This is a genomic window from Halorussus vallis (assembly GCF_024138165.1).
In the GTDB taxonomy this organism is placed as follows: domain Archaea; phylum Halobacteriota; class Halobacteria; order Halobacteriales; family Haladaptataceae; genus Halorussus; species Halorussus vallis.
The window spans coordinates 3,777,363-3,792,635 of the sequence record NZ_CP100000.1 but is presented as its reverse complement, the minus strand read 5'-3'; the positions used below and the strand labels follow the sequence as shown (position 1 = coordinate 3,792,635).

The window sequence follows — 15,273 nt, the reverse complement described above, 5'->3', positions numbered from 1 at the left end:
GTCGTCGCTTCGCCGGGCCCGGCGATTCCTCTTCTCTTGTCGATACGTCCTTCGTCCGACCGTCTTCGGTTCCCGTTAGTGTAATCTGTCCGACTCCATAGTCGGAGTCCGACAGCTGTGGTTCCGACTCCGTATATCTTCGGGGAAGAACATTCCTTACTGATACACTCAAATTAAAATGACATGTAATTCGGCAGGTAAAAGGTTTTTTCAAGTATCAGTGGGAGGGGAGAGTCAATGAACGATGAATCGGACCGGAGGAGGGACGAGAACCCCGAGGGGGAAGCGGATTCGGGTGGGGCCGAACCTCGGTCCGAAGGCGGCGGCCGGGGTCGGGAGCGACCGTCCCACGGACCGGACGGCGACCGCCACGAGACTGACGGCGACGCCGACGAGGAAACCGGTTCGGAGGGCGGCGAGGACTCCGACACCGGGAATGCCGACGACGACGGCGGAGCGGGCGAGGCAGACGAGACGGCCGACGACGCTGACGACGCAGACGATGTCGACGACGAATCGAACGACCCCGGAGGGAGCGGCGGGGAACCGGAGGACTCCGACGGGGACGACGGCGACTCCGACGGAACGCCCGGTCCGCTGGACCTCTCCGACGACGAACTCGCCTCGGCGCGGGTCACTGTCGGCGAGTACACCTGGCGGGACTGCGAGGAGGACGTCTTCTGGGAGGACGGCGGCCCGCCGACCAACTGGCGGGGCAAACCGTACCCCTTCGAACCCGAGGAGTACCTCGGCTTCGACCCCGAGAAAACCGGCGACAGGGTGGACGACGCCGCCGAAACCGCCGCGGGGCTGAGCGCCTACTTCGAGGCGTTCCTCGACCCCGAGGAGACGCCGGTCGAACTCGGCGAGTACCTCTGGGAGCACTTCCGCTACGAGTACTACTACGACGAGGACGACGACGGGATGGCGCGCCCGCGCGACGGGGACGGCGAAGTCGTGCCCTTCGACCGGAGCGAGTGGCTCGGCCACGACGACCTGGGGGCGAGCGTCTTCGAGGGCGGCCTGGCGGTCACCGACCTGAGCGCCGACTTCGAGGCGTGGCTCGACCCCGCGACGACGCCCGTCACGAAGGGCGACTACTACTGGGAGCACTTCAAGTACGAGTACTACTACGAGGACACGAGCGTCACCGCGCCCGAACGCCCCCGCGACGAGGAGGGCGAAATCGAGCGCTTCGACGAGGAGGAGTGGCTCGGCTTCCCCGAAGACGACCTCGAAGACCTGCTGGCGGAGGGCGCGGCCAAGGCCGAGAAACTGCTGGAGGTCGAGGACGAGCGCACGCTCGACGTGCCCGAGGAACTGGACGAGGACGCCTTCTTCTCGACCGTCGAGGGCCACACCACGGTGGTCAACCGCTACGACCTGGAGAAGGCGGTGGCGCTCCCGAAGAAACAGCACTTCCGGGAGGTCGACCGCTACTGGGTCAACAAGCCCTACTCGTTCGTCATCATCTTCCACTCCGAGAAGGAGAACGAGACGAAGTACTACCTGATAGAGCCCTATTGCACCCGCATCGAGGACGACCTGAAGGAGTTCCTGACCGGAAAGCTCCGGACCTCCATCAAGTACTCCAGCGAGGAGGTGGTCGTCGAGGCGGAGGAGGAAGAGCGTGAGGAGGTCATCGAGCGCGAAACCCTGCGACTGCTCGCTCGCTACGACCTCTACGCGGAGAACACCGGCGAGCGCGCCGAGCAGTTGAAGCAGGCGCTTGCCCGGTACGACGAAACCAGAGACGCCGTCTCGGCGTCGCTCGCCCGTGCGCGAGAGAGCACCGACGCCGCGCTCGAACCGGTCCGCGAGAGCTACCTCGATTACGTCGAGAAGCGCCGCGACGACGACGCGGAGGCGGCCGACGAGTCGGCCGCCTCCGCCGACGGAGAGGACGACGATGGGCCGGAGGACGAGACGCCCGACGAACCCGAAACGCCCGAGACACCGACCGAACCGACGCCCGAAGCCGACGCCGACTCCGACGGAGACGAGGAAGTCGCCGCGGACGGCGGGACGGTCGACGGCGAGGGTGACGACGCGGGAGCGCCCGCGTCGGACGCGAGCGCTCCCGCGGCGACCGAGCAACCGGCGTCACCACCCGAACCCGAATCGCCGGACGGTCCCGTCGCGGCGGAGGAATCGGAAGCGTCCGGCGCGGCGGACGACGCCGAAGGCGAGGCCGACGGGGACGCCGAGCGACGGGACGACCCCGAGCCCCGAATCCGACTCGACGAGTACCTCGACCTCGACTTCGACGCCTCGGGGAGCCTGCGCGAGCAGGTCCGCGCCGCGGTGGAGGCGAAGATCGAGGAACTCGAACCCGACGAGTCGGGCGGCCTCGACGGCATCTCGGTCCGGCCGGAACCGGTGTTGCTCGAAGAGGACGAGGAGACGCTCTCGGAGTACCAGGCCGAGAAACTGCTCTACTTCCTGCGCCGGGACTTCATCGGCTACGAGCGCATCGACGGCATCAAACACGACATCAACGTCGAGGACATCTCCGTCGACGGCTACAACTCGCCCGTCTTCGTCTACCACACCGACTACGAGCAGATCATCACCAACGTCTACCACGGCGAGACAGAACTCGACGACTTCGTGGTCAAGATGGCCCAGCGGTCCGGAAAGGGTATCAGCAAGCGCCAACCCCAGGTCGACGCCACCCTGCCGGACGGCTCCCGCGCTCAACTCACGCTCGGGCGGGAGGTTTCGGACCACGGCACCAACTACACCATCCGGCAGTTCAAGGACGTACCGTTCACGCCCATCGACCTCGTCAACTGGAACACCTTCAGCCTGGAGGAGATGGCGTTCCTCTGGCTGGCCATCGAGAACCACAAGTCGCTCATCTTCGCGGGCGGTACGGCGTCCGGGAAGACCACCAGCCTGAACGCCGTCTCGCTGTTCATCCCGAGCAACACGAAGATCGTCTCCATCGAGGACACCCGCGAGGTCGAGTTGCCCCAGCGCAACTGGATCGCCAGCGTCACCCGACCCTCCTTCAGCGACGACGACAAGGGCGACGTCGACGAGTTCGACCTGCTGGAAGCCGCGCTCCGCCAGCGCCCCGACTACATCGTGATGGGCGAAATCCGCGGCGAGGAGGGCCGCACGCTCTTCCAGGTCATGTCGACGGGTCACACCACCTACACCACCTTCCACGCCGACACGGTCGGCGAGGTGTTGAAGCGGTTCACCACGGAACCCATCAACGTCAGCAAGACCCTCTTCACCGCCCTCGACCTCGTCTCCATCCAGACCCAGACCCGGGTCCAGGGGAGCAAGGTCCGGCGGAACAAGTCGCTGACCGAGATCAACCACTACGACCCCGAGAACGACGAGATCAACGTCCAGGACATCTTCCAGTGGCGCGCCGAGGACGACGAGTTCATGCGCCTGTCCGGGTCGAACACCATGGAGGAGATCATGTTCGACCGCGGGTGGAACCACGACCAGTTGGAGGACGAGATCCTGAAGCGCCGGGTCATCCTCGCATACCTCATCAAGAACGGCCTGAACGAGTACACCCAGGTCGCCGCCACCGCCCAGGCGTTCATCAACGACCCTGACACCATCCTCACCCTCATCGCCAACGGGAACCTGGAGGAGAGCCTCCACGACCTCCGGGAGATGGAGAGCGTCCACATCGACATCGACCCCGAGAAGGAGGAGATGGTGCCCCGGCCCGACCCGGACCCCGAGACGTACGAACTCGCCCGGGGCATCCTCGCGGAGGCCGAGGACCGCCTGCTCGACGACTACCGCGGCGAGGACGCCGACGCCGAGGGACTGGCGGTCGCACTCGCTAAGTCCCACGAGGCGACCGACGCGCCGACCGACTCTGGCGACGCCCCGGACCTGCCGTTCGACGACGAGATGCTCGACGCCGTGGAGTTCGAGACGAACCCCGAGTCGACCGAGGACGACCGACCGTCGGCGGGTGAGGCGGTCGGGCAGCGAAGCGAGTCCGGCGGGACCCGAGACGGGTCCGGCGACGCGACGACGCCGCGCCGACCCGACGCCGTCGAACGGAGCACCACGGCCGACGAGTTCGAAAGCGCCGCCCCGGCGAGCGACGAACCCGCGAACGACCGCCCGGTGAGCGCCGACCCGACTCCGGCGGAGTCGGGTCGGCGCGAGTCCGGTACCGAACTCGGTCAGGGCGACCTCGCCGCGGAGTCCGAGTCGGTCGATGGCGACGAGTCGCCTTCGACCGACGACGGGGATGCCTCCTCGACCGACGACGAGGAAACCCCCTCGTTCGGCGAGTTCGAAGCCGCCTTCGACGAGAGCGAAACCGGGACGACCGACGACGACGGTTCCGCGGGTAGCGACGCCGACGCCGACGCGGAGGACCGGTCATGAGCCACGGGACCGCGACCGGCACGCGGAAATCCGCCGACTCGCTCGCCGACACCTTCTACCCCTTGTTCGAGCGCCTCTTCGACGCCGACGGCGACTTCGTCGCCGACGTCGAGAAGAAACTCGCAGAGGCCCGGATGGCCGAAACCGCCGAACTCTACATCTCGCGCGGGCTCGCCGTGGGGGTGCTGGCTGGCGCGGTCCTCTGGCTACTGGGACTGGTCGTCGGCTACGGACTGTTCATGACTGGGTTCGTCGACGTGGGCATCCTCATCGGCGTGCCGGTGCCCAACGACACCGTGCTGTGGCTCATCCGGACGCTGAAGATTCCGTCGCTCGTCGTGGCCAGCGGCCTGTTCTTCGGCGCCATCGGCTTCGCCGGCGGGTTCGGCGCCGTCGTCGGGGTGCCGTACCTCAAAGCCGGCGAGCGCAAGCGCGAGATCAACATGCTGCTGCCCGACGCCATCTCGTTCATGTACGCCCTCTCCATCGGGGGGCTGAACCAACTCGAAATCCTGGAGGCCATCGCGAAGGCCGACGACACCTACGGCGAGGTGTCCCGGGAGTTCCAGTCCATCGTCCAGGAGACCGAGTACTTCGACACCGACTACCGGACCGCCATCCGCAAGCGGTCGCTGGAGACGCCCAGCGACGAACTCGGCCAGTTCCTCACCGACATGCTCTCCATCGTCAACTCCGGCGGGAACATGACCGACTTCTTAGACGACAAGAAGGACAAGCACATGCGGACCGCCAAGCAGGAACAGGAGATGACCCTGGAGACGCTGGAGCTGTTCGGCGAGATGTACATGACCCTCTCGCTGTTCCCCCTGCTGCTCATCATCATCCTCGTCATCATGTCGCTGCTCGGCCAGGCCAAGCAGTCGATGCTGTACGCCACCGTCTACGGGCTCATCCCGCTGACCGGCGTTGGATTCCTGGTGCTGGTTTCGACCGTCAAGCAGGACGACCCCGGTGACGGCTACCTCGACCCCGACGAGGGCGGGGAGGTGCTGGCGGCCGCGACGGGCGCGGGCCTGCTCCACCTCGGCCTGGTCGAGAAGTACGTCGGGGAGTTCTCGGTGTTCGACCGTATCAAGAGCCGCGAGGGCACCTACGAGACGGTCGCCCTGCTCAAGCGGCCGCACATCTTCTTCCGGGACAACCCGACCTACGTGCTCGGCCTGACGGCCCCGGCGTCGCTGGTGCTGGTCGCGAGCGCGGTCTGGACCGGCGCCGCGCCCCGGAGCCTCGACGGGATGATAGCCCGACCCATCTGGGGGACGTTCATCTACGTCTACGTCCCGGTCTACCTCAACTTCCTGCCGCTGATGGTGTTCTACGAGTGGAACGTCCGGTCGCGCCGGTCGGTCATCGGGAAGCTCTCGGACAACCTCCGGAAGCTCTCGAGCGCCAACGACACCGGCCTCACGCTGTTGGAGTCCATCAAGACCGTCGCCGACACCTCCTCGGGCAAACTCGCCGACGAGTTCGACGTGCTCCACGCGAAGGTCGAGTACGGCATGAGCCTGAAGGCCGCGCTCATCGAGTTCAACAACGATTACCACATCCCGCGGTTGGCCCGCACCGTCAAGCTCATCAGCAAGGCCCAGGAGGCCTCCAGCCAGATTTCGGCGGTGCTCACGACCGCGGCGCAGGCCAGCGAGAACCAGGACGACATCGCCCGCGAGCGCAAGTCGCGCTCGCGGATGCAGGTCGTCATCATCATCATGACCTACCTCACCCTGCTGGCCGTGATGGCCATCCTGAAGGTGAAGTTCCTCGACGTAATGGGCGGCCTCGCGAGCCAGGCCTCCGGCGGCGGGTCCGGGGCCGGCGGCGGGATGCAGTTCGGCAGCGGCCTCGACACCAACCTGATGGCGATGCTGTTCTTCCACGCCGTCACGCTCCAGGCGCTCCTGTCGGGGTTCATCGCGGGCTACATCCGCGACGCCAGCCTGCTCGCGGGCGTGAAGTTCGCGGTCGTCCTGCCGACCGTCGCGCTGGTGACGTTCATCTTCATCTGACCATGAGAGGACAGACAACCATCGACTTCGTCATCGGGGTGAGCGTCTTCCTGCTGGCGGTGTCGTTCGTCTTCGCGGTCGTTCCGGGCATCCTCGAACCGCTGGTCGGGAGCGCCCAGGAGGAGACCGTCGCCGTCGACCGAATCGCTAGTCAACTCGCCGAGGGGACGCTCGGCGACCCGTCGACGCCGTACGTGCTGGACGTGGGCTGTACCACCTACTTCTTCGGCGGTCCGTCCGAGTCCGACTGTCGGTTCGGCAGCGGGTCGCTTCACGACCGAATCGGCGTGGCCGACGATACGGGTGTGAACGTTCAACTCGTCGGCGACACCGACGACGCCGACCAGACGCCCGACGTCCTCTGTAACGACGGCTCTGGCACCGTCGACGAGCGCGACGATGTCGTCGCCGCGGGCGGGTCGTGCACCGCCTTCGAGGCGGGCGACTCGCCGCCCGCCGGGTCCGGTTCGGTGATGGTCGCGCGCCGCTTCGTCACCCTCGACGGAATCGACGCGGTGCTGAAGGTACGGGTGTGGTAACGTGGGGGGACACAGCGACGGACCCGCAACCGGTCGCGGACAGGCCCACACGCTCGAAGCGGTCGTGGCCAGCCTCTTACTGTTGGCCAGCGTCGCGTTCGCGCTCCAGATGACCGCGGTGACGCCGCTCTCGGCCAGCACGTCGAACCAGCACATCGAGAACCAGCAGGCGGCGACGGCCGACGGCGTCCTCGCGGCGGCGGCCGAGAGCGGCGCGCTCCGCCGGGCGGTGCTGTTCGCCGACGCGGAGGGCGACTTCCGCCAGACCGGGATGGACGGCTACTACACGAACTCCCCGCCCCCGAACCGGTTCGGGGCGATGCTCGACCGCGCGTTCGGCGACCGCGGCATCGTCTACAACGTGTTCGTCAAGTACCAGACGGGAGACGGACTGGTCAAGCGCAAGCGGATGCTCTACCAGGGCGTCCCGAGCGACAACGCGGCGACGGCGTCGAAGACCGTGACGCTCGTCGACGACGACGTCCTGTTCGGCGACCCCGACGGCGACGGGGTCGCCGAACCGACGGCCACAGGGGTCAGCGACGCCTCGCTCTACCGCGACGCCGCGACCGGCGGCCTGTACAACGTCGTCGAGGTGGAGGTGGTCGTATGGCGGATGTGACGCCGGACGGCCGAGGGCGCGGACAGCTCATCCTCGTCGGCGGACTCTCGCTTGCGGTGGTGTTCGTCGCGCTCGCGCTCGTGGTGAACTCGGCCATCTACACCGAGAACCTCGCGACGCGGACCGGCGACGCCTCGGTCGACGACGCCGTCGGCTTCCGGCACGACGCGCTCGCCGGGGCCGGCACCGCCATCGACCACGCGAACCGGAACGGCGGCGACCGCACCTACTCAAGTCGATACGACGAGTACAAGACGGCGCTCCGGCGGTGGCAGACGCTACGCGCGAACTACTCGGCGGTCGACGGCCTGTTGACGTCGGTCACCCCCAGTTCGGGGCGGGAAGGGACGCTCGTCGCCGACCGGACGAGCGGAGAATTCACCCCGGTCGGGGGGCAACACGACTGGGTCGTCGCCCCTGACGTCGAAGCGCGCCAGTTCCGGCTCACGGTCCGCCGAAGCGGCCTCCCGTCGCTGGACGACGCGACGGTCGAGGACACGCTCACCACTTCCGATGATGCGGCCTTCTTCGTGGAGTTAGACGACGGCAACGACGTCTGGCGCGTCGCGATCTACCGCGACTCGACCACCGACAAGGTCGAGGTGATGAGCTACGACGCCGACGGGACCATCAGGACGTGCGCCGCCGACGGGTCGTCCGTCGTCGTCGACCTCACCGCGGGCACGCTCGACGGGGTCCACTGCGAGGCGCTGGACTTCCCAGCGCGACCGACGGGGACCTACGACGTGCGATACATCAACGCCGACGCCGTCGTCGGCACGTACGAACTCACCGTCGACCGGGTCGAGGGACCGTTCCGCCACGAGGTCGACGCCGCGAACGGGGTCGTCTGCCCGCCGACCGAAACCACCTACCGCGACGACCCCGACCTCGGCTCGCCGTACACCACGCCGGCGATCTACTCGGCGACCGTCGACCTGGTCGTCGACGGGCCGAGTCTCACCTACGAAACCGACGGCCGGGTCGCGCCGGGTGAGTCCGGCCGACCGGCCGTCGCGCCGTACGTCACCAAGTTCGAAATCACGGACGACGACGACGACGGCTCGTTCGCCATCTCGTGGTCGGTGTCCGACCCGGACGGGAACCTCGACACCGTGGACGTCACCGTCACGAACCAGAACACCGGCACTTCGCAGACGTACGCCGCGACGTCCGGGAGCGAAACGGTCGACTTCGGGAGCACCGGCGACCGCTTCACCGTCGCCATCACCGCGACCGATGCGGACGGAAACGACAGAACCGCGTCGAAAGAGCACGTGGTCGACGGAACGAGGTGTCCGCCGTGAGCGACCGACTCCGGTCAGACGCCGCGGTCGACGGGCGCGCGCGGCGACTGGCGACCGACGAGCGAGGCGTCTCGACCACGCTCGGCTACGCGCTGAGCCTGACGGTGGCGACGCTCCTCGTCGGCGGCCTCCTGATCGCCGGCGGCGGGTTCGTCGAGGACCAGCGCGAACGGACGGTCCGCAACGAACTCGAAGTCATCGGCCAGCAGGTGTCGGCCGACGTCGCCGCGGTCGACCGACTCGCACAGACCGTCGAGACGGGGACGGTGACCGTCGACCGGAACCTCCCCGAACGGGTCACCGGCAAACAGTACACGATAGCGGTCCGAGCCGACGGGGCCGACCGGTACCTCGTCCTCTCGGTGGACCGCCCGGAGGTCAGCGTCCGGGTGGAACTCACGTCCGAGACGACCGTCGCCGAAACCGCCGTCTCCGGCGGCGACGTTCGCGTCGTCTACGACCCGAGCGCCGACGAGTTGGAGGTGCAGCATGGCTGACCGCGGCGTGAGCGAGACGGTCGGGTTCGTCCTCGTCTTCGCGCTCATCACCTTGACGGTGGCCACGGTGTACGTCGTCGGAATCGACGGGCTGACCGACGCCCGCGACGCCGAGCAGTTGAACAACGCCGAGCGCGCGTTCGACGTTCTGGCCGACAACATGGCCGACCTCCACCGGCAGGACGCGCCCAGCCGCGCGACCGAGATCAAACTCGCCGAGGCGCAGTTGGGGTTCGGCGAACCTACGACGATGACAGTCAGCGTCGACGTCGCCGGCACGCCCGCAGACACGGTCGAAATCGCGCCGCTCGTCTACTCCGGGCGGTCGGAGTCGACGCTCGTCTACGAGGCGGGCGCCGTCATCCGCACGGACCCGGGCGGCGCGGTGATGAAGCGAGCGCCGGACATGGTGTTCCGCGCCGACGGCGGGGTCGTGATACTCCCGGTCGTTCAGACGCGGGCGACGGGGTCCGGCGGTGTCGGCGGCTCGAAGACGGTGCTGGTCCGGGGGACGCGCGCCGTCTCGGAGGTGCTGTCGGCGCGGACGTCCGGCGGGTACAGAGTGACGGTGACCGTCGACACCGCGCCGGCCCGGGCGCCCGTCTGGCGGCGCTACTTCGAGGCTCGACTCGACGACCCGCGGTGGAACGGCAACTGCGACGTCGTCGGGACCGACGCCGACACCGTGGAGTGTTCGTTCGACGCGGAACGGCTGTACGTGACGGCGACGAGGGTCGACGTCGCCATCACGTGAGTTCGACCTGCACCTCGTTCTCGGTGATGTGGAGGTAGGTGACGAACTCGCCGGAGCCGGGGTAGTAGATCGTGCCGGAGGAGACGCCCTCGTTCACCGTGTCGGAGTTCTTGTCGTCGACTCGCAGTTCGAAACCCGGACCCATGAGCGCGAGGTAGTGTTTCATCAGGGGGTCGATGCGCTCGACCGAGCCGTCGGAGTACGACTTCGGTTCCCACTCCACGCTCTCGTCGTGCTCGTCGAACCTGGGCGAGGGCGCCTGCGACGCGCCGGAGAGGCTGAAGTGCGAGAGCTGATTCGACGACAGCGACTGGTAGGTCAGTTCGGGGTCGGCCGAGTCGCCGTCGACGAAGTTCGCGACGAGACGCACCTCGTCCTGGGCGCCGTCGCCGTCGGCGTCGAAGCACTCGCTCGTGTACGCGTCGCCGTCGTACCAGCCCTGATAGGTGGAGCCGTCGTTCTCGGAGTAGTACACCGTCGCGCTCACCACCATGTCGTCGCAGTCGCTTCCGCTCTGGCGGCGGAGGTGCAGTTCGAACTGCCGGTCGCCCTTCTCGGCGTACATCGACCACTGGAGGTTCGAAAAGTCGGAGCTGTCGGTGTCGTCCGGTTGGAGGGTGATGGCGTACTCGTTCAGTGAGTGGCCGCCCGCGATGCCCCGGATGTCGACGCCGCTACCGTCGTTGGGCATCCCGAACGTCCCGGTCGTCCCCGTGGATATTAGGTCGACGGTGACGGTGCCAGGGTTCGTCGACGCGTCGACGGTGACGGTTCCCGCGGTCCTGCTGCGGAAGTAGTCGGCCCACGCCTCGTAGTACCGGCTCTGGATTTCGACTATCATCTTGCCGTTCTCGAGCGGATTCTCGTAGGGCCGGTCGTCGTCCGGCGCCGGATACGTCTCGCTCGACGGGAAGACCGGTTCGGCGCGGGTCACCTCGGTGATGCGGGCGGTCGGCGACCCGGCGACGCTTCCGGACCCGGACACGCGGACGATGGGAAGCGTGAGCGTCGCGCCCTGGTAGTGGAACTCGGGCGGGGAAACCATGGTCGTCCCGCCGTGTTCGCCCTCGCGCCAGACGCCGCCGCCCTGGTAGGCGACGGTCGCGTCACCGTTCTCGTAAACGACCGAGCCGAGACTCGTCTCGGGGAGGATGACGTGGTCGTGGGTCCCGGAGAAGTCGACGTGGGTAATCTTGATCGACCCCGCGTCGGGGTCGACGCTGTACGCCCCGTCGGTCCCCCCGAACGGCACCGATTGCACCGCAGAATCGCCGAGCGCGACCATCGCCGCCCGCGAGTCGAACTGGGCCATGGCCTGTTCCGCGCCGCCGACCTCGGAGGCCTGGCGAGAGTCGTCCAGCGCCGACGATCCGTACGCGACGATGAGGCCCGTGCCGAGGACCGTGAGTCCGAGTAGGAGGACGACGCCGATGACGTTCGACTGTGCGCGACTCCGACCGCCCCTGGGTCGTCCCGACATAGTCGGCCCAACGAACCAGGGGGTCTTAAACTACCCCGCCTCCCTTCGAGAAATTTTCACGTTGTTCGGGGTGCGGCACGACGGTTCGTTCCCGTCGGAGTCGGGCGTTTTGGGGAGGTTCCCGACCGTCGGTGCATCCGTCGGGACGGGAACCGTTCTTCCTGCCGACACTGGGGAGCCGTCTTCTGCGCTGTCGCTCTCCGTGCCGCCATCCGCTGCGCCGTCGTCTTCCGCGCCGCCGTCCTCCGCGCCTCGTCTTCCGGACCGTCGTCACACCCGAACCGACGGGGAGGCGACCCAACCGTTGAAGAACCTTCGCCGAATCGAAAAATAGCCTCAGAATCTTCAGGCGAGCGGCGTCGAAACCCGCCGCAGTACCCCGATTTTACCCTGTCCGGAAAGCATATGTACGTCCCTCCCCGAGGAGGCGTATCGAACCGAGTAGCATGGCGAGAGATGGCATCGACCCCGTGGAAATCGAGGTTGCGGACGCCGACGGCGACGAATCGTCGACCTACGTTTTCAACGTCAGCGACCACATGATTCACGGCGAAGTGTGTACGGGTATCGCGCTCGCGCTCTCGAAGGTGGTCGAACGACCGCCCGAGCAGATGGTCCCGCTCAGTTCCGTCGTCGACTGCGACGCGCTCCAACTGCTGTTTCACACCCGGCGGTACGGGGACCTCCGAGACGACGTCTCGGTTTCGTTCCCCTACGACATCTACCACGTGACGGTGTTCTCGGACGGCCGTATCGTCGTCCGAAGCTGAAACCGTCTTCGAGACGCGGTCGTTGGCGATTCTCGTAACGTTTTCTCGACGAACCGGTTCACCAGTCGAAACCACCTCGGCATCGAATCTTCGCGTTCATCTTCAGCCCCGAATCTTCACGTTCACCATCGGCGCGTGCTGGTGCGGCCGGCGGTTTCGGCCGCACCAACACGCGCGAGGGATGACTGAGCGCCGGCAGGCGCGAAGGAATCGGTTGGGGAGGTGTGTGGCGGTCGCGGTGCGGTTGCGGTACTCATTTGAATCGTGCAAGCAGAACGCTCCATTCAACTGAAATCCTTATCTTGTAGAGTGTGAACAGAACGCTCCATTTAACTGAAATCCTTATCTCGTAGAATGCGAGCAGAACGCTCCGTTCGACTGAAACCCCTATCTCGTGAATCTCGTAGAGTACGAGCAGAGCGCGCTGTTCGAACGAAATGCTCCCACAGACGTTAGGACTACGTCGCGCCGCGTTCTTAGCAACACGCGACCGTTGCGTTCGGACCACGAACGACGAAACCGTCACGATGACCGACAAACTCACCCCGACTCGCCGCACGCTGACCGCCCTCGCCGCCGCCGCACTGGTGCTGGCCGTCGGCTATCTGGTGGTGGGGTCGCCGGAAGCGCGGTACGGGGCGTGGCTGGTCGTCTTCGCGCTCTGGATGGCGTGGTTCGTCTCGGCGGCCGTGGAGTGGATTTCGAACGCGGACTTCTGAAATTGCGTGACCTCCCCGACGTAGTCTCGCCTCGAACCCGGCCCGAGGTGGCCGACACCGTCAATTGCCATATTCTCCTGCTTGCCGGGGAAGGAATCTCGTCGAGAAGCGCGGCGCGGTCGGTACAGCAAGCCGGCAGTCAAACGTCGCGGGTCCCCTCGCTTTTCACGGGCGCGCTATCCGGGATTCCCTCGTCCGCCCCCTTGACTACCTCGAATTCCTGCGAAAGACAGTCCGGGCAAACGGGATCGAAGGGGAGGACTTCGTCAGATTTCTGCCGAGCAGTTCGGGTCGTCCCACACCCGGTGCATTCGATCGTAAAGACGCTCACGGTTATGAACCACACGTCGAGTCTACTTAATCAGCATTATGATTGCAACCGTTTCATTAATTAGTGGGGTAACGGCGGTCGGGTCATCGTCCGTTTCCCGCCTGGTTCTGTCGTCCGGAGAGAGTAACCGGCTAGAAGACTCCCGGCCTGCGATAGGGTACGGTGCAGGCCAGTGTCCCTCAATGAGAGCTTTAGAGCGTGTCTCTGTCACTGCCACCGACAACGGGCCGATATTAACCCGTTCGAAGTGGAGAAAACTTATGATGTGTGGTCCGCCAGTCCGGGCTATGGCTCCAACGGTCGATTCTAAAGAGAGGTCCAGACGGAAGCGGATCCACTACGGGTTGTTCATTGTCGGCGTCTTCACGCTCGTCGCCGGGGTGGTCATGTTCATCCCTGCGATTCAGTACGAGTTTCAACAGGATGCGAGCGCATACGCCGAGGGGGAACACGTCAATCGGTACGAATCGCTTACGCCTCAGGAACGACGCATCGTCGACGGTGCGCTCGATGGAAAGACGTACGTGCTCGAAACCAGCGAGCCGCTTCCCGGCACAGCCAAGATTCCCCTCCAGCCACAGCACGTGAAGGTGAAGATACAGGGAACGACCCACACGTTCACCTATCGACTCATCTTCCCGGCGACGGTACCGAAAGGGATGGCGACCATCGGACTCGCTGTCGGCGGCCTGCTGATGATGGGCGAAGCGGTTCGCCGCCACCATTTCCCGAAGTCGCTGCCGTGGCAGACCAGCTGAGAACGACGCGTTCCTCATCTCCGATATTCTCCCTTCTTTCTGCGTGATGCCGCTGTACTGGCCCTTCGCCTCTCGCACGGTCCGGAAAACCAGGCATAATGACCCGGAGGAGAAGTGTTAACTCGGTTGGATTCCTTGGTGGTTTCACATGGAGAGAGATGAACTCAAGGGCGGTGTGGAGAAACAACTGAAGTTGGCCCTAGATGCCGAGAATGGAGCACAGAAGAACTTCCACATCCGAGAGGCCATGCAGATGCTCAATCTTACTCGAGAGGAGTGACCGCGGCCTCCGATACGATTCGGTGCAGGCCAGCGTCCCTTGATGGGAGATTTAGAACGTAGATTTATCGGAGGAGAGAGTTGACGAGTGATATGAACGCATTTGGCGTTGATGGTCGGTGGTTGCTTGCCGAAAGCCTCCGTATCGGAAGTATCGTCTTGGTCGGATTTCTCCTCGCCCATTTCCTGAGCGAATTTATTGCCGCATTCGGTATCGAACTCCTCTATGGGGTGCGAAGTACTCTCATCGCTGTCCTCCGCTATACTGCGCTCCTTACTGCACTGCTTTACGCTATCACGAAGGGAGTTGATGCTTCCCCCGCACCAGCCGTTCACGGTGACGATTAACCACCGGTACGCAATACGCACGGTCGGAATCAAATTAGCAAGGACGTAACTGCCGGAACATCCCATCAAATCGGGTTCTGACGGTGAAACAGTACTTGAAGAAAGCGAATGAATAGGACGGCCTCACTCGAATGACGGGAAATTTTCTGCGGTGGACTCGCCGGGACTGAGCGAACGCGGTTCGTTCGCGAAGGTCGGCGAGTTCACTGACTGACCGAACGAAGTGAGGGAAGGAAGTGGACTCGCCGGGATTTGAACCCGGGGCCTCTCCCATGCCAAGGGAGTGATCTACCGCTGATCTACGAGCCCGCGATTGCAATTCTACGTTCCCCGCCGGTGTTGATAAACCTCTCGGAATCGCCCCACTGCGTTCACGCCTCCCACGGCGGAGCGAATGGAAACCCTTTAACACGACCTGACCCGTTCTTCGAGTACGGGAACAGCACAGCCGCAAATCTGACTCGCCAT

General features: G+C 65.4%; 13 protein-coding genes and 1 tRNA gene. 12 read left to right on the top strand and 2 right to left on the bottom strand.

The window, feature by feature from the left end; translation table 11 throughout:
* Positions 1-237 precede the first annotated feature (237 nt).
* Genes NGM07_RS25490 through NGM07_RS19195 form a run of 7 tightly spaced genes read left to right on the top strand, consistent with a single transcriptional unit; the run spans position 238 to position 10,120 of the window.
* Positions 238-4,377 carry a type II/IV secretion system ATPase subunit gene (locus NGM07_RS25490; RefSeq protein WP_368410222.1) on the top strand — a complete coding sequence of 1,380 codons (4,140 nt, stop codon included), beginning with the start codon at positions 238-240 and terminating at the stop codon, positions 4,375-4,377.
* Complete coding sequence (locus NGM07_RS19220; protein ID WP_253514623.1) at positions 4,374-6,401, top strand: type II secretion system F family protein; 2,028 nt, start codon at positions 4,374-4,376, stop codon at positions 6,399-6,401. Before NGM07_RS25490 ends, NGM07_RS19220 begins: the two co-directional genes overlap by 4 nt.
* 2 nt (positions 6,402-6,403) lie before the next feature.
* Positions 6,404-6,940: a DUF7287 family protein gene (locus NGM07_RS19215; protein WP_253514621.1), complete on the top strand. Its 537-nt coding sequence runs from the start codon at positions 6,404-6,406 to the stop codon at positions 6,938-6,940.
* A gap of 1 nt (position 6,941) precedes the next feature.
* A complete protein-coding gene (locus NGM07_RS19210; RefSeq protein WP_253514613.1) occupies positions 6,942-7,562 on the top strand; it encodes a DUF7288 family protein in 621 nt (206 codons plus the stop codon).
* Entirely contained in the window at positions 7,550-8,869 is a 1,320-nt protein-coding gene (locus NGM07_RS19205) for a DUF7261 family protein (RefSeq protein ID WP_253514611.1), read from the top strand. Before NGM07_RS19210 ends, NGM07_RS19205 begins: the two co-directional genes overlap by 13 nt.
* Positions 8,866-9,366: a DUF7266 family protein gene (locus NGM07_RS19200; RefSeq protein ID WP_253514609.1), complete on the top strand. Its 501-nt coding sequence runs from the start codon at positions 8,866-8,868 to the stop codon at positions 9,364-9,366. The genes NGM07_RS19205 and NGM07_RS19200 overlap by 4 nt, the downstream gene beginning before the upstream one ends.
* Positions 9,359-10,120 (top strand): DUF7289 family protein, encoded by a 762-nt coding sequence (locus tag NGM07_RS19195; RefSeq protein WP_253514607.1) that lies wholly within the window; start codon positions 9,359-9,361, stop codon positions 10,118-10,120. Before NGM07_RS19200 ends, NGM07_RS19195 begins: the two co-directional genes overlap by 8 nt.
* Here NGM07_RS19195 and NGM07_RS19190 read toward each other — a convergent pair.
* Complete coding sequence (locus tag NGM07_RS19190; protein ID WP_253514605.1) at positions 10,113-11,600, bottom strand: DUF7289 family protein; 1,488 nt, start codon at positions 11,598-11,600, stop codon at positions 10,113-10,115. The genes NGM07_RS19195 and NGM07_RS19190 overlap by 8 nt on opposite strands.
* Before the next feature lie 446 nt (positions 11,601-12,046).
* Between NGM07_RS19190 and NGM07_RS19185 the strand changes: the two genes are divergently transcribed.
* The 5 genes from NGM07_RS19185 to NGM07_RS19170 all read left to right on the top strand — a co-directional run bounded on the left by NGM07_RS19185 (position 12,047) and on the right by NGM07_RS19170 (position 14,805).
* Positions 12,047-12,370: a HalOD1 output domain-containing protein gene (locus NGM07_RS19185; protein ID WP_253514603.1), complete on the top strand. Its 324-nt coding sequence runs from the start codon at positions 12,047-12,049 to the stop codon at positions 12,368-12,370.
* 527 nt (positions 12,371-12,897) lie between these two features.
* Complete coding sequence (locus NGM07_RS19180; protein WP_253514601.1) at positions 12,898-13,089, top strand: hypothetical protein; 192 nt, start codon at positions 12,898-12,900, stop codon at positions 13,087-13,089.
* A gap of 618 nt (positions 13,090-13,707) precedes the next feature.
* Positions 13,708-14,178, top strand: a complete 471-nt coding sequence (locus NGM07_RS19175; RefSeq protein WP_253514599.1) for an ABC transporter ATP-binding protein — start codon at positions 13,708-13,710, stop codon at positions 14,176-14,178.
* A gap of 148 nt (positions 14,179-14,326) precedes the next feature.
* Positions 14,327-14,458 carry a hypothetical protein gene (locus NGM07_RS25365; RefSeq protein WP_256524306.1) on the top strand — a complete coding sequence of 44 codons (132 nt, stop codon included), beginning with the start codon at positions 14,327-14,329 and terminating at the stop codon, positions 14,456-14,458.
* Positions 14,459-14,550: 92 nt separating this feature from the next.
* On the top strand, positions 14,551-14,805 hold the full coding sequence (locus tag NGM07_RS19170) for a hypothetical protein (protein WP_253514597.1): 255 nt from the start codon (positions 14,551-14,553) through the stop codon (positions 14,803-14,805).
* Positions 14,806-15,042: 237 nt separating this feature from the next.
* On the opposite strand, the gene NGM07_RS19165 is transcribed toward NGM07_RS19170, so the two are convergent.
* Positions 15,043-15,114 (bottom strand) — tRNA-Ala (locus NGM07_RS19165).
* Positions 15,115-15,273 lie beyond the last annotated feature (159 nt).

Coding starts and splice junctions, on each gene's coding strand:
- NGM07_RS19215 (WP_253514621.1), top strand. CDS start 6,404: ATGAGAGGACAGACAACCATCGACTTCGTCATCGGGGTGAGCGTCTTC.
- NGM07_RS19195 (WP_253514607.1), top strand. CDS start 9,359: ATGGCTGACCGCGGCGTGAGCGAGACGGTCGGGTTCGTCCTCGTCTTC.
- NGM07_RS19190 (WP_253514605.1), bottom strand. CDS start 11,600: ATGTCGGGACGACCCAGGGGCGGTCGGAGTCGCGCACAGTCGAACGTC.
- NGM07_RS19175 (WP_253514599.1), top strand. CDS start 13,708: ATGGCTCCAACGGTCGATTCTAAAGAGAGGTCCAGACGGAAGCGGATC.
- NGM07_RS19185 (WP_253514603.1), top strand. CDS start 12,047: ATGGCGAGAGATGGCATCGACCCCGTGGAAATCGAGGTTGCGGACGCC.
- NGM07_RS19180 (WP_253514601.1), top strand. CDS start 12,898: ATGACCGACAAACTCACCCCGACTCGCCGCACGCTGACCGCCCTCGCC.
- NGM07_RS25490 (WP_368410222.1), top strand. CDS start 238: ATGAACGATGAATCGGACCGGAGGAGGGACGAGAACCCCGAGGGGGAA.
- NGM07_RS19170 (WP_253514597.1), top strand. CDS start 14,551: ATGAACGCATTTGGCGTTGATGGTCGGTGGTTGCTTGCCGAAAGCCTC.
- NGM07_RS25365 (WP_256524306.1), top strand. CDS start 14,327: ATGGAGAGAGATGAACTCAAGGGCGGTGTGGAGAAACAACTGAAGTTG.
- NGM07_RS19220 (WP_253514623.1), top strand. CDS start 4,374: ATGAGCCACGGGACCGCGACCGGCACGCGGAAATCCGCCGACTCGCTC.
- NGM07_RS19205 (WP_253514611.1), top strand. CDS start 7,550: ATGGCGGATGTGACGCCGGACGGCCGAGGGCGCGGACAGCTCATCCTC.